This is a genomic window from Rhodococcus sp. AW25M09 (assembly GCF_000333955.1).
Classification (GTDB): domain Bacteria; phylum Actinomycetota; class Actinomycetes; order Mycobacteriales; family Mycobacteriaceae; genus Rhodococcoides.
In genome coordinates this window covers 71408-91096 of the sequence record NZ_CAPS01000144.1, presented here as the reverse complement: position 1 = coordinate 91096, position 19689 = coordinate 71408, and the positions used below count along the sequence as shown (strand labels likewise).

The following is a 19689-nucleotide window of genomic DNA, read 5'->3' as shown; positions in this document are numbered from 1 at the left end:
GACGTCGGTCGCACCATCACCGATAGATCACCGGTGACCGATCGGTGTGCCAGTGATGGGGCCATGAACGCATGCGCTGCTGCGCGAGATGAAGAGTTGTCGGAAAAAGATTCCCTGCAGTTGTCACAGAAGTCGACGCACTTGCATCTACCTGTTCTCGAGAAGGCACGACGAGACAGGGAGTCCCCATGAGCGCACCGACACGACTACACGTAGCGAGGGCACGTTCGAGGAGCAGTCGAACCGCGGGCGGCCCCCTGAGTCCTGTCATCGATCGAGGAGCGCTGCCGAACTTCGCTCGCATCGAGACCTTCAGGCTCGACGATCCCACCGACCGGATCGTGACCCTCGCAACCACCGACGAGGTCTGGTCTCTCGTCGTCGAGTGGAATTCGAGCAACCTGCGCGTCGATTCCGAAGACGAGCGCTTGAGCAGGCTTGTCGAGGCGGCGATCCGCGCCGTGCACTGCCGGCCTCACGTCGCGTGCAGATTCTCCCTCGACTACAACCCGACCCATCTCAACAACGAAGTCGGCCGCCGCCGCGTGGCCCTGACCGCAACGATGCGCCCGACTTCCAGTGACGGCATCCTGATCACGATCACCCGGGATGCATGATGGGCGCACTACCCGCCCCGGCTCAGGCTCCCCTCGACGGATACCGGTCGCTGCGTGATGCCCCGTCGCTCGACCCCCAGAACAATCCGTGGATCCGCAACTGTGTGCTCTGGGTGGCCGGTGGAGTTGTGTCGGCAGCGCTGGGCCCGATAGTGGAGCTCGACGCCGCGATCGCTTGGGGTGGGGCAGCACTCGGCGTCGGGGCTGGCGCGGTCGTCGGCTACAACGGCTATCGAGCCACGATCCGAGCCGAAGAGACCGATCGGGCGATCGAGCAGCTCTGCAGGCTGACCGCGTCACCGCCGACCCGTGATGTCCTGACGGCGACTCGGTGGCGCGGACAGTGGCCCGGCCGTCCGGGCCGGATCACGGTCCGCTATCAGTCGGCCGCGCTCCTTCTCGACGACCAGTGGGAGCCCCGCGTCGTCGAACTGCTCTCCCAGCAGAGCTGGGGTCGATACCAGATCCAGAAGCACAACACACGCAAGCGCCGACTCGTTCTCGTCCCGGACACGCGGTCCATTTCCGAGACGCATGTCTCGCCCGAACTCGTCAAAGCCACGCGCACGATTCTCGCGCTGTTGGGGCCGACCGGAAAGATCACCAGACACGAGACGGACCCGAGCACCGGAGATCTTGTGGCTGTCGAAGCCACCCATGAGGTCGGACATCGACTCGAGTCCGAGGGCTATCGGGCCCGAGTGCAACGAGTAGTGAGCGTCAATCTGCCCGGCCGGTGGCGTGCTCGCTGGAACCTCGAAACGGACTGGGTGCGTTTCGAGGTGCGCCCGACCTTTCCGAAGAAGCTCTACAACCCGGCCGGCCTCGACGACGAAAGGTCCACGACCGACCTCGGCGACCTCGCGCACTCCGACTACGACTCGGTCGCGATTTCGTACGGCGAGGACGAGGACGGCAACCCCATGGTGTGGCGGCCGGCGATCGACCCGCACTTCATGCTCGTCGGCGCATCCGGAACCGGAAAGACCGTCACCGCTCACACCCTGCTGACACAGCTCACCGCGCACGGCTGGCCTGTGTGGGTCGTCGACGGAAAAGGGGTCGAGTTCTTGGGGTTCCAGGACTGGCCGAATGTGCAGATCGTCGCCAGTCACATGGAGCACCAGATCGCAGTAATTCATCGGTTCTGGAAGCTGATGGAAACCCGGTACTCGCTGATCGTCAACGGAGAAGCTACCGAGGCCGACTTCGAGCCTGTCGTTCTGTTCATCGACGAGTACGCCGATTTTCGTGGCAACCTGCTCAACTGGTACTCGAGCATCAAAGGTAAGGGCGACCCCACCAAGCCGAAGACCCTTCAGGAAGTGGCGTCGATCGGGCGAAAAGGTCGCACAGCGAAGTGCCACATGGTGTTGGGAACGCAGCGTCCCGATGCCGAGTACTTCGGCGGAGACATGCGAGACAACTTTCGCCAGCGCGTATCGATGGGTCGGTTGAGTCCGCAGGGCGCGATGATGATGTGGGAATCGGCAACCACCGGAGTCGGTATCCCACGCGGATGTCGTGGGCGTGCGACCAGTGTCAACGACCACAACCAAGCCGTCGAAATTCAGACCTACTTCACTCCCGACCCCCGCAAAACCGCGCCAGACACTGAGGACGCCGCAGTGCTGGACCGCCTGCGTCCTCTCGAAGTGCGGCACGAGCGGTTGGTGATTCTCGACCCGGATCCCGGCGGCACCGAGGACGGTGAAGAAGAGATCCGCTTCCATCACGTCACCGGTGCGCCGTGGGCGCGCGCGGCGGACCATCCCAACCTCGATCCCGTCGCCAGGCGAAAGACTCGCGCGGACAGTGAGACCGCTCGTCGCGCTTCGTCGCCGATGGCAATGCTCAACCTCGACACCCCCGCCGTTCGCGAGCCCGCGCACGACTCTCAGACGTCGAAAGAGGAGCATGCCGTCCTCGTGCCGGCCTCGCCGGTGCGCTTCGACCGCCCGCACCTGCAGGTGGTGCCCGACTCCGACTCGGACGTCGACGACTGGGAGGGCTACGGCGAATCCGAAGACACCGCCCCGGTCGACCTCGTGGCCGGCGACCTGATTCTCCTCGACGAGGACGCCGGGATCTGGGTGGTCGTCGACAACGAGCCCGCCATCTACGGCGACGACTCCGGCGACGACATGGTCGGGCTGACCTGGCGCGGCGACGGCGATGCCGAGGGGGTGCTCGACATTCCTCTCGATGTGACCGTTCAAGTTCGTCGCCCTCTTGCCCTCGCCACCTGAATCACCCTGCGAGACACTCGATCAGAAGAGGAACAACCACATGCCCCAGCACGGCAACAACAGCAAAGCACTCTCGGACGACGATCAGATGGCGCTGATCTGGATCGCCCCCCTCGCGGCCACCATGGCTCTCGGATCCGCAGGCCTGTGGTGGTCGACAGCCATCGCCTGGATGGTCGACCATTCCATCCTGATCGCCAGCGAGGCATCCCCGATGGTGGCGATCCCGGCATCGGACGGTGCCGGTCTCGACGGTCGACGACTGATCGTCGCTCTCGCTGTCGTCATCGCACTCGGAGCCGTCGCGATCAGCGCCGGCCGCACCGCCTATTCAGCCCGACAGGCTCGTCTGCACGGAGGTGACCGGGGATGAGAACGAAAGCCACCAGTGGTCGCCGCGCAGAACTACGCGCGATCGCGAGCAGAGAATCGTTCACGATGCCACTCGGACAGTGTGTCCGAGACAGCAACTGGGCCTCGCGTGAAGTGACCGTCGCAGAGATGCTGCAGTCACGGCTCCCACGCCTCGAACGCCGCCGGCAAGCAACCCTCGCTGCAGCGGATCTCCTCGAATCATGCGAGATCTGCCCGCTCGCAGCCTTCGTCGCATGCCGAACAAGAGCCGAGGCAGATCGTTATACCGGCGTTGCGGCCGGCGGACTGTACGACCGCGGCGCTCTCATCACCGAAGAAAAACGACCCGACGGTCTGGACGCGATGCACTCCCGCGAGGTAGTGTCCCCAACATCTGATGTGCGGTCTGACCAACCGCATCAACTGAAAAGGGATGCACTATGACTGACGTCGACGTGGTTTCGCGTACGCAAAAGAAACTTCCCCCCGCACTGTGTGATGCAGTGCCCAATAGCAATACAATGAATCGCGACCGGAATACCGGTTCATGGAGTTGCTCGACGACGCCGAGGGGTGGTTCCTTCGGTCCGACGAGCGACGGCAGTGGTGCTGCGCGTGCGCAGCCTCGCTCCGCTCCCGCGGCGGGATCTAACAGAACATCTCGCCGTGGGAGTACCTCATCGGTGCCCTCCGGCCCGGCCCGCCGCCATCTGCTGTCCTTACGGCTCGGCGGCATGCCCGACCAGATGATCCTCGACCTGACGAAGCTCAACCTCAGCGATGTGGAAACGGTCGCCAACCTCAGATGTACCGAGATCACCGCGAGCATCTCGAAAGCGATTCTCGGCGTCACCTTCCACCCCAGCCGGGGTCGGGCGATGACACTCGGTGTCGGAGCTCAGCGACGAATCCGGGCACTCGTCGCGATGGGCTACTCGGTGCAAGCGCTGTCCGAACTGACCGGACTGTCGGTCCCCAAGCTCTCGACGTTGCCGTCTGATCAAGTCGTCCCCAGTGAGGTCTGGTCCGTCATCAACGATGTCTACGACCAGATCTCCATGACACCAGGTCCGGACGAACAGGTACGGAACGCAGCCCGCGAGCAGGGATGGGCGACGCCGCTTGCTTGGGACGACGACGAAATCGACGACCCTCGAGCGCGTCCACATTCGCCCCGAGGCATCCGCGGCATCGACGAGGCGGCCGTCTACCGTCGGTTGTGCGGCGAATGGCGACTGCCGCTCACACTTGCAGAGCAGGCAGAGATCGTCTCGATCGCGCTTCGGAGGCAGTGGTCCACGGAGCATCTCGCGGACGTGCTCGGAATCGATCTCGGCTCAGCGCTGAAGAAGAAGATTCGCTACCGTGCCCGGATGGCCGTGTACGCCGCTCGTTCTGATGGTGAACGAGAAGCTGATGTTGCGTAGCGACTACGTCAGAAGTGTCGTTGTCGCCCTGGCGGCAGGCCTCCTCTGGGTCTTGATCGTGGCCTCGTCGGCATCCTGGGCCGGCACCCAGGCAGGAGCCGGGATTGCGGCTGTCAGCCGCATCTCGATCGTTGCGATGGCTGGGATCGTCGGCGCACTCCTGGCGGCCGCGCTGCGGCCCACGGTCATCGCGGTGTGTGAACGGGTCGAGATCTCTGTCGACGAGGCGGCGCTGGGGACGAAAGTTCCCGTCATCGTCTCCGGCGTCGTGTGGGGCGTCGTCTCTGTGCCCGCCAGCACTCCGGCGAGTTCACCGCATGCGGCTTTGGTGTTCTTGGCTCTCGTATTGCCCTGGATTGCGTGGATCGATCAACGCGTGCAACGGATTCCGTCCGCTCTTGCGTATCTGGCCGCCGGTGGAACTGCAGCAATGATTCTGCTCACTGGAGTCGTTCACGGCACCTGGGGCGCGGTCGGCCGCGCCCTCCTCGCCGGCCCTGCAGCAGGTGTGGTGTTCTTCGCGCTTGCCGTTCTTCTGCGCGGCGGAATCGGTATCGGTGATGCGCGCCTGACGGTCTCGCTCGCGATGGTCCTCGGCTACGTCGGATGGGCAGCTCTCCCTGCGGCGCTGGTGTTCTCGATTCTGACGGCATTCGTCGGAGTGATCGTCGCCCGAGTTCTTCGAGCGATCCGATCCGAGCCTGCGCGGTCGCATATCGCGCTGGGCCCGTATCTCGTACTCGGCACGGCGCTCGCCCTCGTCGCGTCCTGACCCTTCTCCTCCCTGCACGTCGTCCCGCCACAGATTTCTTTTCTTCCCCGAACTCGACAGCTCCCGAAGAGGTGATCGCCACGATGGCGAAGACACATCAGATCGCATGGACAGCCGGTGCGGCCGCCGCGATGGTCGCCGTGGCGGCCGCGGCCGTCGTGGTTATAACCACGGACCACCACCGTGAGGTTGACTCGTCACCGCCACCGCCCCAGGTCTTCCACGACGTCATCACCGTTGCGGGCCTTCTCGACGCGTTGCCCGTCGTCGCCGATCTCGACAGCGCGGCGAGGTGGCCCGATGATCGGCGATCGGTGGAACTCGAGGTGCGGCCGCCGGAGAGCGATCACGGATGCGACACCATGAACATCGCGTTGGCAGCGGAGCTCGACGACGTCACATTCGTTGCCGGGACGGACAATTGCGTTGTGGCACAGGGCGTGTTGAACGATCCATACACCGGTGCCACCGCCGAATACGATGTGGCAACTGAAAAAGAGGTTGCGGCAACGGATTACGTCTACCCATTGGATGCTGCGTGGACGTTGGGCGCGGCTGCGTGGACACCTGAACAGCAGCAACGATTCGTCAGCGACGTCCACAACAACATCATCGTCGCCAGCGCGCCGGCAGTCGAAGACAGAGCTCAGCGCGGTCTTTCTCGATGGCATCCGGACAACAGCGACTTCGCGTGTGCCTTTGCAGCGAAATACCTTCGCGTGGCTCAGATATACGCCCTGCCCATCACCCGCGGCGATGCCGCCGCGGCCAGGCAACTCTGCGGTCTCGACGACACCGCTGCGACCCCTGCAGGTGAGTCGGAACCAATGAACTGACCACCAGATCGACCGCAAACCTCCTTCCATGATGAATGAAAGTCCCTTGCACACAACACGAAAGAAGGAAATCATGCCCAAGACCGCCGACCAGGCCGATGCAACCACCCGCGAGATCCTCGGCCCGCAGTTCACTGCGATGCGCAACCTCGTCGAAGCAGCCGAGAACAGCCGACAGAAGGCCGATGCAGTCGCCAAAGCCCAGGCTGAACACGTCGAGTCGACCGCCGAGTTCATCGCGGCCTACGACGCCGCCAAAGCTGCAGGCTTCACCACCGCCCAACTGAAGAAGGGCGGCTACGTCCGCCCATCACTGAAGGGAGCCGCAAAACCTGCCACCACCAAGAAAGAGCCCGCGCCGAGCCCGTCGGCAGATACAGACAGCACCGGCGGCGAACCCCATGGGCACGAGAGCGGACAGCAGAACCACGACGGGCCGGCATCCGAGCACCACCAGAACGACCACCACAACGAGCACAGCGAACACGACGCCATGGCGAGCTGACGTGGAATCCCGTAGACAACCAGAGGGGGCCGTGCGATGAGCACCGAACGAACCGACGCCATCACCCATATCGAGCTTGCATGCGACGTCTGCTCGCTGGAACCCCGTTCTCGGGACGGACGATCCGCGCCACGGGGTGCACGGTGGGCCGTGGCGATGAAGGATTGCTGCGCCGGCGGGCAGCTCATGGCCCACCTCGCGTGCGACGAGCATTTCTTCGCTCTCGTCTCGCAGAAACTGCCCGGCGAATGCACCAGTTGTGGCCACCTGAGTCGGACCCTGTCCGACGTCGTCGATGTCGCATGGACGATTGGAACCCCAACCGATCTGCCCGGTCGGCCGGGATGACCCTCACCCCGGCAGTCGCGTCGCCGGGTGGCGGCACCCGACAATCGTGCACCTGCAGCGCCGTCGAACACCTCGGCGTCGCTGCAGGTCGCGTCAGCCAAGCCGCTCGGCGCGGGATGGCAGTACTCCCTATGCGCCCAGAACCGCGAGATCCCGTCAGTGCAGAGTTCGATGTCGTCCGCGCGCCGTAGTCGCAATCGCGTCACCCCAGACGGGGGCGCGTTCGACCCCGACCGTGGATCCAGCGGAGACCTGGAGAAGAAGCAGGGGGTAGTTCTACCCCACGCAAGCTTCGCCGACCGAGCCGCGAACCGGGAGCACGCCCGCGGTCTCGATACCGACATCGAAGGACTCCCCGGTCTCACACGCGCGCGCCGCGACCTCGAACGAGCCTTTCCTCGAAACACCACCGCGCCGATCACGAACGAACGAAAAAGACGGACGCTGCCGGCTGCAATCGAACTCCGCCGAAGTCTCAGCGCACGCCAGCGCAATGCACGATCGGCTACCAAGAGAACTGTCGAGCAAAACGTTCCACATGCCCAGTACCGCGCGATGAGCTCGCTGATCGGTGATCCAGACAATTGGAAGCGCACCAACGACGCGTTGTCCGATGTCAACGGCGATGCAGTGCGGCTCGATGACGACCAGCGCCGCCACATCCAGCGGGTCGACCGCGCCATCCAGCGGTACGAGCGCGAGTCCGGACGTGGACACCTGGTCTACACCGTCGTGAGCTTGCCCAACGCCGTCATCCATCCATCCGAACTACCGGAGACCCTCTCACCCGGCTCGGTCGTAGCCTTCGACCGCTTCACCGGCGCCCGCCACTCGATCCACGAGCTCGACGCGCACAGCCATCCGACGGACGCAGTCTTCGAGATCCAGACAACGCGAGGCCTGTACCTCGGAGCATCGGACAAGGGAGACGACACGAGCCATCTCCTTCCGCGTGGCACCCGCTATCGCGTTGTCAACTCGCACTTCGTCCCCTACGAGCGACCGGGTCAGCCCGTCGGGGAAAGGCTCGTCGTACAACTCGAAGACATCGACACAGACTGATCGACGAAAGGAAAGAACCATGGCAACCGAGAACCCCTCACCGCCACCGCACAGACGAGAACGCCGCGCTCCATGGCGATTCCATCCAGACATCATGCCGCGCGCAGACTTCCGCGCAGTTCGACCCGAGGACGACCCCGCAACGGGGCCTACCGACGGAGCAATCGGCACCGACGAGCAGGCGGAATAGGTTGCAGATGACGATCTCAATTTTGATGGTCGGTGTTGGGGCACTTGTGGTCTCGGCTGCTGCTGCAGTCCTGATTGGGAAAGCAATCACACAAGCCGATCGAATCGAATGCGCGCAGCGGTGGGATGTTTGGTGCACCGGATGCGGTCTACCAGCTTTCGACAGGCGCGCCGCCGTCGCCGCGATCGTGACTCCACCCGGGTGGAGTCACGACGACGAAAACTACTGCCCGGCATGTACAGAAACAAGGTTCCATACCTGGGGCTACAGCTCATGAACAGCTTCCGTCCTACACGCCGCTCTGGAAGTCGATCGAGTTCGGATGTCGCAATCAAGCAAGGAGAGCCTCCCATCGTCACCACTCCCGCTCCACGCACCCTCGCCCTCCTGACATCGTTCCTCTACCGCGCGGCCGGAGATCTCGGAGCCGCCGCCATCAACGCCAGGAGTACGACCGAAGCCGACCACGCCAGTAAAGGTCGAGCACTCTGCGTCGAGATGTTCATCAGGCTGGCCCCAGCCGCTACCGCCGATGCCAGGGCGGACGACGATCAAGTACCGCCGAGATCGGTTGTGTAGTGCGCGGAGCGCAGTGGTCCTGGGACTGGTGACAGGCGCAACTTCCGGGCCACATGGGTGCGTCCTCGCCGGCAGCGTAGCCCGGTATTTGAATGGGATCGGTTTCGCAATCTGATTGAGGGATACTTGGCCGATGACCGATGACCGCAGCTTCGATCCGGACCCTGATCACGGGCAGTCGGGGTGGGTGACCCTGCCGAGTGGGCAGCGGGCCTACCGCTACGAAGGGGCCGACGATCTGATCTACGACGCCGGAACCGCACCAGAAGCCGCCGCGTCCAAGTAGGTATGGACCCGATCGAGAACGCGCCGCCATCGTCGATGAGGGCTACGACCCCGACGACCCCACCGTGCGCGCAGGCCTTGAGCATGTCCGCCGGGTGCTCGCCGAACATCGCCACCTGACGGCCGACCCCGAACTCCGTCTCGAATACCTCGTGAACGCCGCCAGGGTTCAGGAATCAGTGCGGGGATCGGACGTACGCAGGTAGTTCGACATCGAACGTATGTTCCCATAGATTGAGGGGACTGATCCGTTCGGCGAAAGGTCGCAGCTCATGGCCGGTACCGTCGACTCGATCCCCGACCTCACCACCTTGGACCAGGCCGCACAGCTCGCCGCTCTGCGCCGCAGCATGGCTGCGATCCCTGGACGCCGAGACCACGCTCCCACCGATTCAGACGACTCGCCCGTATTCGCCCCGCCGCAGCCGCACGCGCAGGCCGCCGCGACCGAAGGCGATGAACGAGCCCTGAGTGTCCCTGTGCGCTCGCGAACCCTGAAAACCCTGCCGGTGCCCATGCCGCTGTCGGAACTGCTCCCACGCGGCGCACTGGCCCGCGGAACGGCCCTGTCGATCACCGGTGCCGGATCGATTCTCGTCGGACTTGTCGCCTCCGCCACTGCGGCCGGCCACCACGTCGCCCTGATCGGTCAACCCAAGTTCGGGCTCCTTGCCGTCCACGAACACGGCGGGGACTTGTCGAAGATCGCGTTGATCGATCCCGGTCAAGCCGACCCTCTCGACGCCGCCAGTATTTGTCTCGATGGCCTCGATCTTGTGGTGACCACTGTCCATGGTCGCGACGTACCGCCGACCCGGGCGCGTGCCCTGTTGGCCCGAAACCGTACTCTTATCCGGACTAAGCGGGGTTAGCAAGTCGAGGTGTCTGAGCTAGCCAGTCACACGCTCTCGACGGACCGTACCCTGCCTGAGGCTCCCATGCCGATCAGATCCACCGCGATTGTGCGGTAGCCGTGTGCTGCGACGGCGGGCGTGATGTTGCGCCACAGGTAGGACGAGGTGGGATTGCCGTGCAGGAACAGTACGAGTGGACCGGTACCCGCATCGGTGAAGCTGATCGTGCTGCCGAGAACGGGCAGAGTTCGTGGCTGCACCAAAGCGTTCCCTCGACCTGAACCGGCGGAGTGTCGCGGACCGCTAGTGGGCGTGGGCCTGGAGTGCTTGGCGGGCTTTGCGTTCGACGAACAACGGGACGAAATCGCGGATGGAGTTGCCCTCGAAACGGGCATGCTCGGCGGCGATGGTGTCGTCGATGACCGGGCGCGGCACATCGGGAAACTGGGCACCGAGGCGATCGCGGACGGCGTCGATGTGCTCGTGTTCGGTGGTAGTCATCTTTTGAACGATCCGCTCTGTTCGGGGTGTGGTCAATTGGGTGTCCGGCGTGGTTCCGGAGTCGGGCAGTCGGTGCCTACCCCGAGACATCGGTAAACCGTGTGTGGAGGGCGTCGAGTTGGCGGTGCAGCGCGTACAGCAATTTTCGCTGCGACCGGGCTTCTTCGTTGTGCCAGAGCCGGGCGGTGCCTTGGCCGATTCGCCCGGCTTTGTGGGCGAGTTGTTCGGCTTCGTCGACGAGCGCCGAAACAGCGTTGATCTCGACAGTCAGCATTGCCGCGAAGATCTGCGCCTGCGCACGATCGGAGCTGTCGGGCCCTCGCCGGGATGTGGTCGACGACGGTTTCGTGCTGGGTGCGTTCATCTTCTGGCCACCGGAACGTGGCGAGTGTTCCGCCCCAGGTGAATGTGTGATGAACTGCGCCGATTCCCTGGCGGTGGCCGCTTCGCGTGTGCTGGTCATTGCCCTACCTGTGGGCGGCCGGCGGATGCCGCGCTGTGTTCGAGGCGACGACGGCATACGTGCAGCAAAGCGTCCGTGGTCCGGGAATCGAGGTCGACGGGCCGCGCGGGGTCGGCCAGCAGGTGTCGCAGCCTGCGGAAATACGTCTCCGGCGGAATCCCGAAGGCAACCATGATGTCCTCGGCGTCGCCGCCCCCGTACGGCATCCACTGCACGGCGAACGCGAGCATCCGATCTCGCTCGTGCGGGGTGTCAGGTGTCAGCGGCATTACTGCAGTATCACCCGGCCCGTCGACCGTCGCAGCCGCCGCGAGCAACCATAGGGCGACGGACAGGTGAACAGTGAACAAACGCCCTGAATGTGACTCCACTCTGTCAGGAACGCAGACCAGTGAGCACTACGACACCGACCCGTCCGCGCGGCTGGCCCCGGCCCAGTCCTGAGGACGAGCGGGTCGCCGATGATCGATATCGACGGGGCGACTCGATCGGTGCCATGCCGACCCATGGATTATCGTCGCCTGTGGGCCCGCAAACTACACCGGCGTCCTCGACAACCTCGAACGCTTCGACGGTACCGCCACCCACCTGCTCTACATCTGACCAGCAAGCTCTAGGGGTGTGGTGCGCTTACGATGCGACCATGTCTAGAAGACGCAGCGTGGCTATCGGTGGAGTCGCGCTGCTCATTGTTGTCGCCGGGGCTACGTTCTGGTTTCAATCCCGCGGCGAATCGGTAGCCTTACCGGCAGGTCAGGTCGTCCCGCAGGCATCTTGCCTTGCCCCGAACGTCGTCGTGAGTGCGATGCCTGGTGCCGCGACCAGTAATCCCGGTATCCCTAATGCCCCAGTCGCAGGCGCACTTCCGGCCACCTTCGATGCAGTGGGCTTTGTGGTGTGTGAATTTTACGGTGACCGACCGGAGAACGGCACGCAGATAATGCGCCAGACCGAACGCGCAGGCGGGGACGTGGTCGGTGCGCTAGCGGTTGTGAACACACCGACCGACCCACCCCGCGATCCAGAGGATTGCGATGCTGTCGGCTCAGCGCCGATCCCGGTGGTGTGGGCTGTAGATCCACAATCTCGCGCAGTGCGCCTCGAGCTGCCGAAAGACAGCTGTGGTCAACTCAAGGGCGACCCGCTCACGGCCATCGAAAGAGTACCTGCGGTCACCACACAGGAGTATGAACTCCCGGCGTAAGGCAGTGGGAGGTGCGCCACGGACGGCGCACCTCCCACTGCGTTACCGAATGCCTGACTATTCGGTGTACGGATCCACTGGTTCTCGATCGACTCACGCATCTCGACTACTGGAGCAGGTTCCTCGACTACCGCACCCCTAGAGGAGAGATAGAAGCCCTCAAGCTTGGCTGTGTCAACCCGATCTGGGACCACGATGACGGCCTGACTGGGACCCACCTGGCACCGGCTAATCACGCCCTTGGTCTCGGTGGTCACTGCCGAGTGGCGAGGGCTATAGGTATCTGCAGACCTGATCGGGGCTACAGGTTTCGGGCTCTGGGAGGGCTGCATCGTCGCGGAGCGCAGCCACGTTGTCGCGAAGTGTTGTGAGGTCGGCGATCTGCGCGTCGATGTCGGCAAGGCGCGCGTCCAGCAGGTCACGTACGTGGCCGCAGGGAGCTTGGCCGTGGTCGCGGATGTCGAGGATCTGCTTGATCTGGGCGAGGGTGAGCCCGGCCGCTTGGCCGCGGTGGACGAAGTCGATCCGGCTGACCGCGTCGGGGGTGTAGTCGCGGTAGCCGGCCGGTGTGCGTTCGGCCGGGGGCAGCAGCCCTTGCTCTTCGTAGAACCGCAGAGTCTTGGTGGTCGTGCCTGCCGCCTCGGCGAGTTCTCCGATCCGCATCCCGGCCTCCATCGTGTCGCAGGTCTCGCTTGACCTTCCCCTTTACTGGAAGGTCCAGTATCGCTGCATCAGGAGCGTTTCCCAACAGTTCTGGGAGGAATCGGGATGCAGACCAGGTACGACCTCGCGATCATCGGATCCGGCGGCGGTGCGTTCGCGGCGGCCATTCGTGCGACCTCTCTGGGCAAGTCGGTGGTGATGGTCGAGCGTGGCACGTTCGGCGGCACGTGTGTGAACACCGGCTGCGTGCCGTCGAAGGCACTGATCGCAGCCGCGGAGGCCCGGCACGTGGCCGCGGACGCGCCGACCCGGTTCCCGGGCATCGCCAGCGTCGCGGGCGCGGTGGACATGCCGGCCCTGATCGGCGGAAAGCAGGATCTCGTCGAGGCCCTGCGGGGTGAGAAGTACGTCGACGTCGCCGACTCCTACGGTTGGCAGGTCCGCCGCGGCAACGCCGCGTTCGCCGGCACTCCGGATTCGCCCCTGCTCGAGGTCGCCGCGGCGGATGGCAGCGTCGAGACCATCGAGGCAGCGCAGTACCTGGTGGCCACCGGGTCCCGTCCCTGGGCCCCGCCGATCCAAGGGTTGGAGGAGGCCGGGTACCTGACCTCGACTACGGCGATGGAGTTGACCGAGGTCCCCGACTCGCTGCTGGTGCTCGGTGGTGGCTACGTGGCCCTGGAGCAGGCGCAGCTGTTCGCCCGGCTCGGGTCGACGGTGACCCTGCTGGTTCGGTCCCGGCTCGCGTCGAAGGAGGAGTCGGAGGTCTCCAAGGCGCTGCAGGAGGTCTTCGCCGATGAGGGCATCCGGGTGGTCCGCCGAGCGGTCCCGACCCGCGTGACCCGCGACGCCGCCACCGGCCAGGTGGTGGTGACCGCGGACGTCTCCGGTGGCGCGCAGGAGTTCCGCGCCGACGAGGTTCTGGTCGCTCTCGGCCGCCGACCGGTGACCGACGGGCTCAACCTCGACGCGGTCGAGGTGAAGACTGGCGAGGTCGGCGAGATCGTGGTCACCGACCAGCTGCAGTCCTCCAACCCGCGGATCTGGGCGGCCGGTGACGTGACCGGGCACCCCGAGTTCGTCTATGTCGCCGCCCACCACGGCACCGTGGTCGCCGAGAACGCCTTCACCGACGCCGAGCGGTCGGTGGACTACATGCGGCTGCCCCGGGTCACGTTCACCAGTCCCGCGATCGGCGCAGTCGGGATGACTGAGGCCCAAGTCCTCGCGGCCGGGATCCGCTGCGACTGCCGGGTGCTCCCGCTGGAATACGTGCCGCGAACGCTGGTCAACCGGGACACCCGCGGCTTCATCAAGATGGTCGCCAACGCCGACACCGGCGAGATCCTCGGCCTGACCGCGGTCGCCAAGGACGCCGGCGAACTGGCCGCCGCGGGCGTCCACATCATCGGCAAGACCATCGCCGAGGTCGCCGACGCCTGGGCGCCTTACCTGACCATGACCGAGGGCATCCGGATCGTCGCGAAGGCCTTCACCACCGACGTCTCCAAGCTCTCCTGCTGCGCCTGACCCGCACCCACCCCACTCAACGAAGGAGGCATCCGCGATGTCGGACCTCAGCACCCAACTGCCCCAACGACTCACCCGACCCGAGGAGACCGGCCTTGACGCCGGCCTGCTGATCCCGCTGCTGCGGCTGCTCGTCGACGGCGACCCCGTCACCGTCGAGCAACTCGCCGCGGCTGCGAGCCGCACCCTCGATGACGTACGGCGCGGTCTCGCGGCGGTGCCGGACACCGAGTACGACGATCAGGGCCGGATCATCGGCCAGGGCCTCACCCTGCGCCCCACCCCGCACCGGTTCACCGTGGCCGGTGAGGAGCTCTACACCTGGTGTGCGCTGGACACGCTGATCTTCCCCGCCCTGCTGGACCGCCCGGCAAAGGTGGAGTCGGCCTCCCCGGTCAGCGGCGAGCCGGTTCGGGTCAACGTCGACCCCACAGAAGGTGCAACCAGCGTCGATCCGCCCACCGCGGTGGTGTCGCTGGTGAACCCGGAGCAGATCACCTCGATCCGTTCCTCCTTCTGCAACCAGGTGCACTACTTCACCTCCCCCGAGGACGCCGCGGGCTGGCTGGCCGAGCACCCCGGCGCGGAGGTGGTCCCGGTGGCCGAGGCGTGCCGGATCGGGGCCGCCCTCGCCACCGGCCTGCTCAACCGCCTCCAGGCGCCCGCCGCGGCCGACGACAGCCACAGCTGCTGCTGACCCATACCCACTGAAGGGAATGAGAACACCGATGATGTCCAACCACGACGATCGCCCGGGAGGCAGCGGCCTGCTCCTCGGAGCCGGCGCCGCGCTGCTCATGGTCGCCTGTTGCGCCTTGCTCCCCATCCTCATCGCCGGTGGCGCGATCGCCGGTATCGGCGCGTTCCTCCGCAACCCGTGGGTCATCGGCGCCGGGATCGCCCTGGCGATCCTCGCGCTGATTGCCATCTCCCGCCGCGGCGGCGGCACCGCCGGCCACGGCTGCTGCCCGCCCATGCCCACCAACGAAAACGTCGACCCGAAGGACGAGCAGAACCGATGAGAATCACCCGCCGCCACCACGCCGCGCTCTCGATCGCCGCCGTACTCGCCGCCGGATCGCTGACCCTGACCGCCTGCGGCAACAGTGCCGACCCCGCGACCGCCGGTTCCGGTTCACCCGCCACCGTGACCAGCGTCGATGGCCAGCAGATCAGCCTGCCCGCCAACGGGAAGCCCACCGCGGTGTTCTTCTTCTCCGTCGGGTGCGGCGAATGCGTCAACGGCGTCCGGTCCCTCGGCGAGGCCGCCACCACCGCTGAGAACGCCGGCACCGTGGCAAGCTTCCTCGCCGTCGACATGGACCCCGGCGAATCCAAGGCCCTGATCGGCGACTTCATGGAGTCCGTCGACGCCGAACACGTACCGGCCGCAATCGACGATGGCGCGGCACTCTCCCGGCGATTCGAGGTGGCCGCTCTGTCCACCCTGATCGTCGTCGACGCCGACGGCACGGTGACCTTCCGCGCCACCGACCCCGACGCCGCGACGATCACCGCCGAACTGGCAAAGGCCGGAGCCTGACCCATGGGCGGACTGCTCACCCTCGCCTTCGCGGCCGGCATGGTCGCGCCCGTGAACCCGTGCGGGTTCGCGCTACTCCCGGCCTGGATCACCCACACCCTCGGCGACACCGATGCCTCAACGGTCCCGGTGCGGCTGCTGCGGGCGCTGCGGGCCGGTCTCGTGTTGGCGGTGGGGTTCGCCGGCACCCTCGCGGCAGCTGGCCTGGTAGTCAGCGCCGGCGCCCGAGGGCTGATTCGCGCCGCGCCGTCGCTTGGCCTGGCCGTCGGCATCCTGCTGGTGGTTCTCGGCCTGTGGATGCTAGCCGGACGCTCGGTCTCGGTGCGGGTGCCTCGGATCCCCGGCCGGGCAGCCGCGGGACTCCCACCCACTGCCCGGATGGCTGCGTTTGGGGTCGGCTACGCGCTGGCTTCGCTGTCGTGCACGTTCGGGGTGATCCTCGCGGTCATCGCGCAGGCGCAGGCCACCTACAGCTATGCCGGGCTCCTGCTCGTCTTCGGTGTCTACGCTGCTGGCTCGGCGACCGTCCTGCTGCTGCTCGCCCTGGCCACCGCCGCGGCAGGCAGCGGACTCACCCGCCACGTCGCGCGATTGGCCCGCCATGGCCCACGGGTCACCGCTGTCGTCCTGCTGCTCACCGGCGCCTATCTGGCCTGGTACTGGTACCCGGCGGCCACCAGCGACGCCCCGGTCGCCGCGGGCCGTGGTGGCGGACTCACTGACGTCTCCGCGGTGGTCTCCAGCTGGATCCAGACACGGGCGACACTCATCGGCGCGCTCGCTGCCGCGTCTGCGCTGGTAGTGCTGGCGCTCGGGGTTCTCCAGCGACGCCGCCGGATCCTTCGGGGGCGCCCGATGACCACGCGGGACAGCACGCAGTGACAGCCCACCGGGTGCGGCGTGCGCACGAAACAGGCTCGGTTGATTGCGTCACCGCGACGCGTTCCCTGACCGGGTCGACGCCAGCCGGTAGGAGTCGGTACCAGTTTCGATGATGTTGCCGCCGAAGGTGAGGCGGTCGACGATGGCCGCGCACAGGCGCGGGTCCGTGAAGGTCTTGGTCCAGCCGGCGAAGCCCTCGTTGGACGCGATTGCCACGCTGTTCTTCTCCTCTCGCTCGGTGAGGACCTGGAAGAGGAGTTCGGCGCCGCGGCGGTCCAGTTCCATGTAGCCGAGCTCGTCAATGCAGAGCAGGTCGACGCGGCCGTAACGAGCGATCGTGCGGGCCAACTGCTTCTCATCGGCTGCTTCTACAAGCTCGTTCACCAGCCTCGTGGCGAGGGTGTACTTTACCCGGAATCCCTTTTCCGCGGCTGCGGTCCCCATGCCGATGAGCAGGTGAGACTTGCCGGTGCCGGAATCCCCGATCAGGCACAGCGGCTGGCCCTTCCGCACCCACTCGCCGGTCGCCAACTGGTGGATGGTGGCGGGGTTGATGTTCGAGTTGGCGTCGAAGTCGAAGTCCGCGAGGAACTTGCTCCGCGGGAACCCGGCGCCGTTCACGCGCCGGATGGTGGACCGACGGTCGCGGTCGTCGCACTCGGCCAGGAGCAGCTCGGCGAGGAATCCGGTGTAGGTCAACTGGTCCTTGTTCGCCGCCGCGACCGCGTCGCCAAGCAGGGCCCGCATGGTCGGGAGCCGGAGCCTCCGGCAGGCCTGGTCGACCGCCGCTACGGCGGCTTCCTCGGTCAGGCCGCGGCGGCGGCGCAAGGTGGTGGTCACGCTGGTGACTGTGCTCATCGGGGTGCTCCGCTCTCATCGGGACTCATCGGGTCGGGGTGGTGGTCGGTGCCGGTGCGGCGGCCGAGCAGTTGCTGGTATTTCTCCATCGACGGCAGCGGCCGGGTGTCGGGCGGGAGGCCGGCGATGACCGCGGCCGGGTCGAGCAGCAGGCGTTCGGTGAGGGACACGACCTTCCGGCTGCGCTTGGCGTCGCCATCTCGTCGTTCGCCATCGCTGGGCTGCGCAACGGGATGACGGTCTGAACTGGCCCCGGTGGGCGCTGCGAGGGTGGTGTGCAGGCGTGCTTCGACCGCGACCACATCAGCTGAGACTGCACCGACGCTCACTGCGGCGAGCAGCCCGGCTTCGACTTCGTCGGCGGCCATGGCGCGGTGCAGTAGGAGCACGTCGATCAGTTCCCGGGTGCCGACCGCATCCCCGAGCCGCCTGCGGGCGTTCGCCCAGAACGCCTCATGCGCAGGCGTGAACGCCCCCGATTCGCGGGCCTGCGCCAACGCGGTGGAGCCTGGCAATGCGCCCGGCTTACCCTTGAGCACCTCGAGGTAGTGGTCGAGGTTCACCGACTGGCCACCCCTTGTGATGACGCGGGCGTGCCGGGCGATCTGGAGTCGGCCGTCGAACACGACGACCTCGGATGCGCGCAAGGAGACGCGGACGCGGCGGTGGATGAACCGCGCCGGGACGGAGTACCGGGCCATGCGGACGGTGATCATCGCGGAGCGGTCGACCATCGGGTTCAGCATCAGCCCGGGGTCGAACCCCTCGACCGGGAGCGGCGCGAGGTTCTCGCGTTCGGTCGCGAAGTCCTCGCCGACGGTCCGGATCCGCGACGAGATCCGTCGGCGGTCGTCGGCGGCGTCCAAGGCACGGACCTTCTCGTTCAGCTCGTCGAGCGAGTCGACGACGGGCATGGGCACGAGGTGCTGGCGGCGGAACCGGCCGACGTCGCCTTCCACACCGCCCTTCTCATGTGCCCCGGCGATGCCCGGCTGGCAGTAGAACGCGTCGAACCCGAAGTGAGAGCGGAACAGCACCCAGCGGTCGTTCTCTACCCGCTCACGACCGCGCGCGTTGACGACCCGGGTGACTGCGGCGGTGAGGTTGTCGTACCGGACGTGCCGGGCGGGGATGCCGCCGATCTCGTTGAACGCGGCGATGTGGCCCTCGAGGAACGCCTCTTGGCCTTGGGTGGCGTAGATCCGGTGCACCGCCTTCCCGGAGTAACTCAACCTGAATGTGAAGAGGAAGACCTTCGTCTTCACCCCGGCCAGGATGACGTAGAGCTCGCCGAAGTCGACTTCTGCTTCTGCGCCTGGCGCGTGCTCCTGGGGGATCATGACTTCGACCCGGCGGCCAGCTTCGAGGCCGATCTGCGTGCGGCGGATGCGGACGTAGTCGCGAACCGTCGAGTACGACACCTCAATGGCGTCGTGTTCCTCGATGAGGCGGACGTGGATCCGGCGGGCGGTGTGCCGTTGCTTCCGCGGCGCCTCAAGGTCGGCGCGGAGCATGTCGTCGATGGCCGACTTGAACGGATCCAACCGGGGCGAGGAACGCACCGGGGTCTTCCGCGGCGGTGGTTCCGCGGACGTGAGGGCCCGGCGAACGGTGCCGCGTCCGACTTGGTGCTTGCGTGCGAGCGCTCGGATCGACATGCCCTCGACCCGGGCGTCCCGACGGATCGCAGCGAACAGTTCCACACGCACCCTCATCCCGAAACCCACTTCCGGTGCCGCGAGGACCGCTGGATGCGGGTCCTCCTGACGCCACGGAAGTGGGTCCAGATCAAGCCGTCACGACGCCACGCCGAAGCCCGGGTGGGTCCCGAATCAGACCGTCACACTGGTCCCGAATCAGACTGTCACCGCCACAAGCTCCCCCGCTCTACGCGCCACCACCCTGCATGCCCGTGTCAGGGCAGGCGGCTCACCTGACACTGTGGGAACTCGCCGCAGGGGGGGAAT

General features: G+C 66.1%; 24 protein-coding genes. 17 read left to right on the top strand and 7 right to left on the bottom strand.

The features are described 5' to 3' along the window. Positions 1-188: 188 nt before the first annotated feature. The 12 genes from RHODMAR_RS25735 (at position 189) to RHODMAR_RS25680 (ending at position 10096) form a co-directional block, all read left to right on the top strand. A complete protein-coding gene (locus tag RHODMAR_RS25735) occupies positions 189-617 on the top strand; it encodes a hypothetical protein (RefSeq protein WP_042940345.1) in 429 nt (142 codons plus the stop codon). Next, positions 614-2866: an FtsK/SpoIIIE domain-containing protein gene (locus RHODMAR_RS25730; protein WP_081606118.1), complete on the top strand. Its 2253-nt coding sequence runs from the start codon at positions 614-616 to the stop codon at positions 2864-2866. The genes RHODMAR_RS25735 and RHODMAR_RS25730 overlap by 4 nt, the downstream gene beginning before the upstream one ends. A gap of 40 nt (positions 2867-2906) precedes the next feature. Next, positions 2907-3239: a hypothetical protein gene (locus tag RHODMAR_RS25725; protein WP_008720656.1), complete on the top strand. Its 333-nt coding sequence runs from the start codon at positions 2907-2909 to the stop codon at positions 3237-3239. Positions 3240-3903: 664 nt separating this feature from the next. Continuing rightward, on the top strand, positions 3904-4647 hold the full coding sequence (locus RHODMAR_RS25715) for a hypothetical protein (RefSeq protein WP_008720654.1): 744 nt from the start codon (positions 3904-3906) through the stop codon (positions 4645-4647). Continuing rightward, complete coding sequence (locus RHODMAR_RS27235; RefSeq protein WP_051048279.1) at positions 4619-5419, top strand: prepilin peptidase; 801 nt, start codon at positions 4619-4621, stop codon at positions 5417-5419. The genes RHODMAR_RS25715 and RHODMAR_RS27235 overlap by 29 nt, the downstream gene beginning before the upstream one ends. 83 nt (positions 5420-5502) lie before the next feature. Next, positions 5503-6255 (top strand): hypothetical protein, encoded by a 753-nt coding sequence (locus tag RHODMAR_RS27230; protein WP_008720652.1) that lies wholly within the window; start codon positions 5503-5505, stop codon positions 6253-6255. A gap of 73 nt (positions 6256-6328) precedes the next feature. Continuing rightward, positions 6329-6760, top strand: a complete 432-nt coding sequence (locus RHODMAR_RS25700) for a hypothetical protein (RefSeq protein ID WP_008720651.1) — start codon at positions 6329-6331, stop codon at positions 6758-6760. Between the two features lie 36 nt (positions 6761-6796). Next, positions 6797-7108, top strand: coding sequence for a hypothetical protein (locus RHODMAR_RS25695; protein ID WP_008720650.1), 312 nt, complete (start codon positions 6797-6799; stop codon positions 7106-7108). Between the two features lie 27 nt (positions 7109-7135). Then, positions 7136-8170, top strand: a complete 1035-nt coding sequence (locus tag RHODMAR_RS25690; protein WP_008720649.1) for a hypothetical protein — start codon at positions 7136-7138, stop codon at positions 8168-8170. A 19-nt stretch (positions 8171-8189) separates the two neighbouring features. After that, entirely contained in the window at positions 8190-8360 is a 171-nt protein-coding gene (locus tag RHODMAR_RS28485; protein WP_157226226.1) for a hypothetical protein, read from the top strand. 712 nt (positions 8361-9072) lie between these two features. After that, complete coding sequence (locus RHODMAR_RS28785) at positions 9073-9225, top strand: hypothetical protein (protein ID WP_198289538.1); 153 nt, start codon at positions 9073-9075, stop codon at positions 9223-9225. Between the two features lie 271 nt (positions 9226-9496). Beyond that, the gene (locus tag RHODMAR_RS25680) at positions 9497-10096 is read left to right on the top strand and encodes a hypothetical protein (protein WP_008720648.1); all 600 of its coding nucleotides are present in this window, start codon (positions 9497-9499) and stop codon (positions 10094-10096) included. 26 nt (positions 10097-10122) lie between these two features. Here RHODMAR_RS25680 and RHODMAR_RS29320 read toward each other — a convergent pair whose 3' ends face one another. From RHODMAR_RS29320 to RHODMAR_RS25650, 5 genes are all read right to left on the bottom strand, one after another. After that, positions 10123-10338 carry an alpha/beta fold hydrolase gene (locus RHODMAR_RS29320; RefSeq protein WP_042940341.1) on the bottom strand — a complete coding sequence of 72 codons (216 nt, stop codon included), beginning with the start codon at positions 10336-10338 and terminating at the stop codon, positions 10123-10125. A gap of 43 nt (positions 10339-10381) precedes the next feature. After that, positions 10382-10579, bottom strand: coding sequence for a three-helix bundle dimerization domain-containing protein (locus RHODMAR_RS25670; protein ID WP_008720647.1), 198 nt, complete (start codon positions 10577-10579; stop codon positions 10382-10384). Between the two features lie 76 nt (positions 10580-10655). After that, complete coding sequence (locus tag RHODMAR_RS25665; protein ID WP_008720645.1) at positions 10656-11042, bottom strand: hypothetical protein; 387 nt, start codon at positions 11040-11042, stop codon at positions 10656-10658. Continuing rightward, complete coding sequence (locus tag RHODMAR_RS25660) at positions 11039-11311, bottom strand: DUF3263 domain-containing protein (RefSeq protein WP_042940340.1); 273 nt, start codon at positions 11309-11311, stop codon at positions 11039-11041. The genes RHODMAR_RS25665 and RHODMAR_RS25660 overlap by 4 nt, the downstream gene beginning before the upstream one ends. A gap of 1208 nt (positions 11312-12519) precedes the next feature. After that, positions 12520-12909 carry a heavy metal-responsive transcriptional regulator gene (locus RHODMAR_RS25650; RefSeq protein WP_006246584.1) on the bottom strand — a complete coding sequence of 130 codons (390 nt, stop codon included), beginning with the start codon at positions 12907-12909 and terminating at the stop codon, positions 12520-12522. Positions 12910-13014: 105 nt separating this feature from the next. Between RHODMAR_RS25650 and merA the strand changes: the two genes are divergently transcribed. From merA to RHODMAR_RS25625, 5 genes are read left to right on the top strand one after another with little or no spacing between them, the layout of a single operon-like run. Then, positions 13015-14439, top strand: a complete 1425-nt coding sequence (gene merA / locus RHODMAR_RS25645) for a mercury(II) reductase (RefSeq protein WP_006246583.1) — start codon at positions 13015-13017, stop codon at positions 14437-14439. Between the two features lie 37 nt (positions 14440-14476). Further along, the gene (gene merB / locus RHODMAR_RS25640; protein WP_006246582.1) at positions 14477-15136 is read left to right on the top strand and encodes an organomercurial lyase MerB; all 660 of its coding nucleotides are present in this window, start codon (positions 14477-14479) and stop codon (positions 15134-15136) included. A gap of 19 nt (positions 15137-15155) precedes the next feature. Next, the gene (locus tag RHODMAR_RS25635) at positions 15156-15461 is read left to right on the top strand and encodes a hypothetical protein (RefSeq protein ID WP_040538777.1); all 306 of its coding nucleotides are present in this window, start codon (positions 15156-15158) and stop codon (positions 15459-15461) included. After that, the gene (locus RHODMAR_RS25630) at positions 15458-15982 is read left to right on the top strand and encodes a TlpA family protein disulfide reductase (protein WP_006246580.1); all 525 of its coding nucleotides are present in this window, start codon (positions 15458-15460) and stop codon (positions 15980-15982) included. Before RHODMAR_RS25635 ends, RHODMAR_RS25630 begins: the two co-directional genes overlap by 4 nt. A 3-nt stretch (positions 15983-15985) precedes the next feature. Beyond that, the gene (locus RHODMAR_RS25625) at positions 15986-16864 is read left to right on the top strand and encodes a cytochrome c biogenesis CcdA family protein (protein WP_048472691.1); all 879 of its coding nucleotides are present in this window, start codon (positions 15986-15988) and stop codon (positions 16862-16864) included. A gap of 48 nt (positions 16865-16912) precedes the next feature. Here RHODMAR_RS25625 and istB read toward each other — a convergent pair whose 3' ends face one another. Both istB and istA read right to left on the bottom strand, forming a co-directional pair. Further along, the gene (istB, locus tag RHODMAR_RS25620) at positions 16913-17722 is read right to left on the bottom strand and encodes an IS21-like element helper ATPase IstB (RefSeq protein ID WP_006246577.1); all 810 of its coding nucleotides are present in this window, start codon (positions 17720-17722) and stop codon (positions 16913-16915) included. After that, positions 17719-19437, bottom strand: a complete 1719-nt coding sequence (istA, locus tag RHODMAR_RS25615; RefSeq protein WP_008720624.1) for an IS21 family transposase — start codon at positions 19435-19437, stop codon at positions 17719-17721. The genes istB and istA overlap by 4 nt, the downstream gene beginning before the upstream one ends. Positions 19438-19689: the final 252 nt, after the last annotated feature.

What these genes read in the sequence shown, in the direction of transcription:
- merA (WP_006246583.1), top strand. Translation starts at nt 13,015, where the DNA reads ATGCAGACCAGGTACGACCTCGCGATCATCGGATCCGGCGGCGGTGCG.
- istA (WP_008720624.1), bottom strand. Translation starts at nt 19,437, where the DNA reads ATGAGGGTGCGTGTGGAACTGTTCGCTGCGATCCGTCGGGACGCCCGG.
- RHODMAR_RS28785 (WP_198289538.1), top strand. Translation starts at nt 9,073, where the DNA reads ATGACCGATGACCGCAGCTTCGATCCGGACCCTGATCACGGGCAGTCG.
- RHODMAR_RS25625 (WP_048472691.1), top strand. Translation starts at nt 15,986, where the DNA reads ATGGGCGGACTGCTCACCCTCGCCTTCGCGGCCGGCATGGTCGCGCCC.
- RHODMAR_RS25695 (WP_008720650.1), top strand. Translation starts at nt 6,797, where the DNA reads ATGAGCACCGAACGAACCGACGCCATCACCCATATCGAGCTTGCATGC.
- RHODMAR_RS25735 (WP_042940345.1), top strand. Translation starts at nt 189, where the DNA reads ATGAGCGCACCGACACGACTACACGTAGCGAGGGCACGTTCGAGGAGC.
- RHODMAR_RS28485 (WP_157226226.1), top strand. Translation starts at nt 8,190, where the DNA reads ATGGCAACCGAGAACCCCTCACCGCCACCGCACAGACGAGAACGCCGC.
- RHODMAR_RS25700 (WP_008720651.1), top strand. Translation starts at nt 6,329, where the DNA reads ATGCCCAAGACCGCCGACCAGGCCGATGCAACCACCCGCGAGATCCTC.
- RHODMAR_RS25725 (WP_008720656.1), top strand. Translation starts at nt 2,907, where the DNA reads ATGCCCCAGCACGGCAACAACAGCAAAGCACTCTCGGACGACGATCAG.
- RHODMAR_RS25630 (WP_006246580.1), top strand. Translation starts at nt 15,458, where the DNA reads ATGAGAATCACCCGCCGCCACCACGCCGCGCTCTCGATCGCCGCCGTA.
- merB (WP_006246582.1), top strand. Translation starts at nt 14,477, where the DNA reads ATGTCGGACCTCAGCACCCAACTGCCCCAACGACTCACCCGACCCGAG.
- RHODMAR_RS27235 (WP_051048279.1), top strand. Translation starts at nt 4,619, where the DNA reads ATGGTGAACGAGAAGCTGATGTTGCGTAGCGACTACGTCAGAAGTGTC.
- RHODMAR_RS25660 (WP_042940340.1), bottom strand. Translation starts at nt 11,311, where the DNA reads ATGCCGCTGACACCTGACACCCCGCACGAGCGAGATCGGATGCTCGCG.
- RHODMAR_RS25680 (WP_008720648.1), top strand. Translation starts at nt 9,497, where the DNA reads ATGGCCGGTACCGTCGACTCGATCCCCGACCTCACCACCTTGGACCAG.
- RHODMAR_RS25635 (WP_040538777.1), top strand. Translation starts at nt 15,156, where the DNA reads ATGAGAACACCGATGATGTCCAACCACGACGATCGCCCGGGAGGCAGC.
- RHODMAR_RS25650 (WP_006246584.1), bottom strand. Translation starts at nt 12,909, where the DNA reads ATGCGGATCGGAGAACTCGCCGAGGCGGCAGGCACGACCACCAAGACT.
- RHODMAR_RS25670 (WP_008720647.1), bottom strand. Translation starts at nt 10,579, where the DNA reads ATGACTACCACCGAACACGAGCACATCGACGCCGTCCGCGATCGCCTC.
- RHODMAR_RS25665 (WP_008720645.1), bottom strand. Translation starts at nt 11,042, where the DNA reads ATGACCAGCACACGCGAAGCGGCCACCGCCAGGGAATCGGCGCAGTTC.
- istB (WP_006246577.1), bottom strand. Translation starts at nt 17,722, where the DNA reads ATGAGCACAGTCACCAGCGTGACCACCACCTTGCGCCGCCGCCGCGGC.
- RHODMAR_RS27230 (WP_008720652.1), top strand. Translation starts at nt 5,503, where the DNA reads ATGGCGAAGACACATCAGATCGCATGGACAGCCGGTGCGGCCGCCGCG.
- RHODMAR_RS25730 (WP_081606118.1), top strand. Translation starts at nt 614, where the DNA reads ATGATGGGCGCACTACCCGCCCCGGCTCAGGCTCCCCTCGACGGATAC.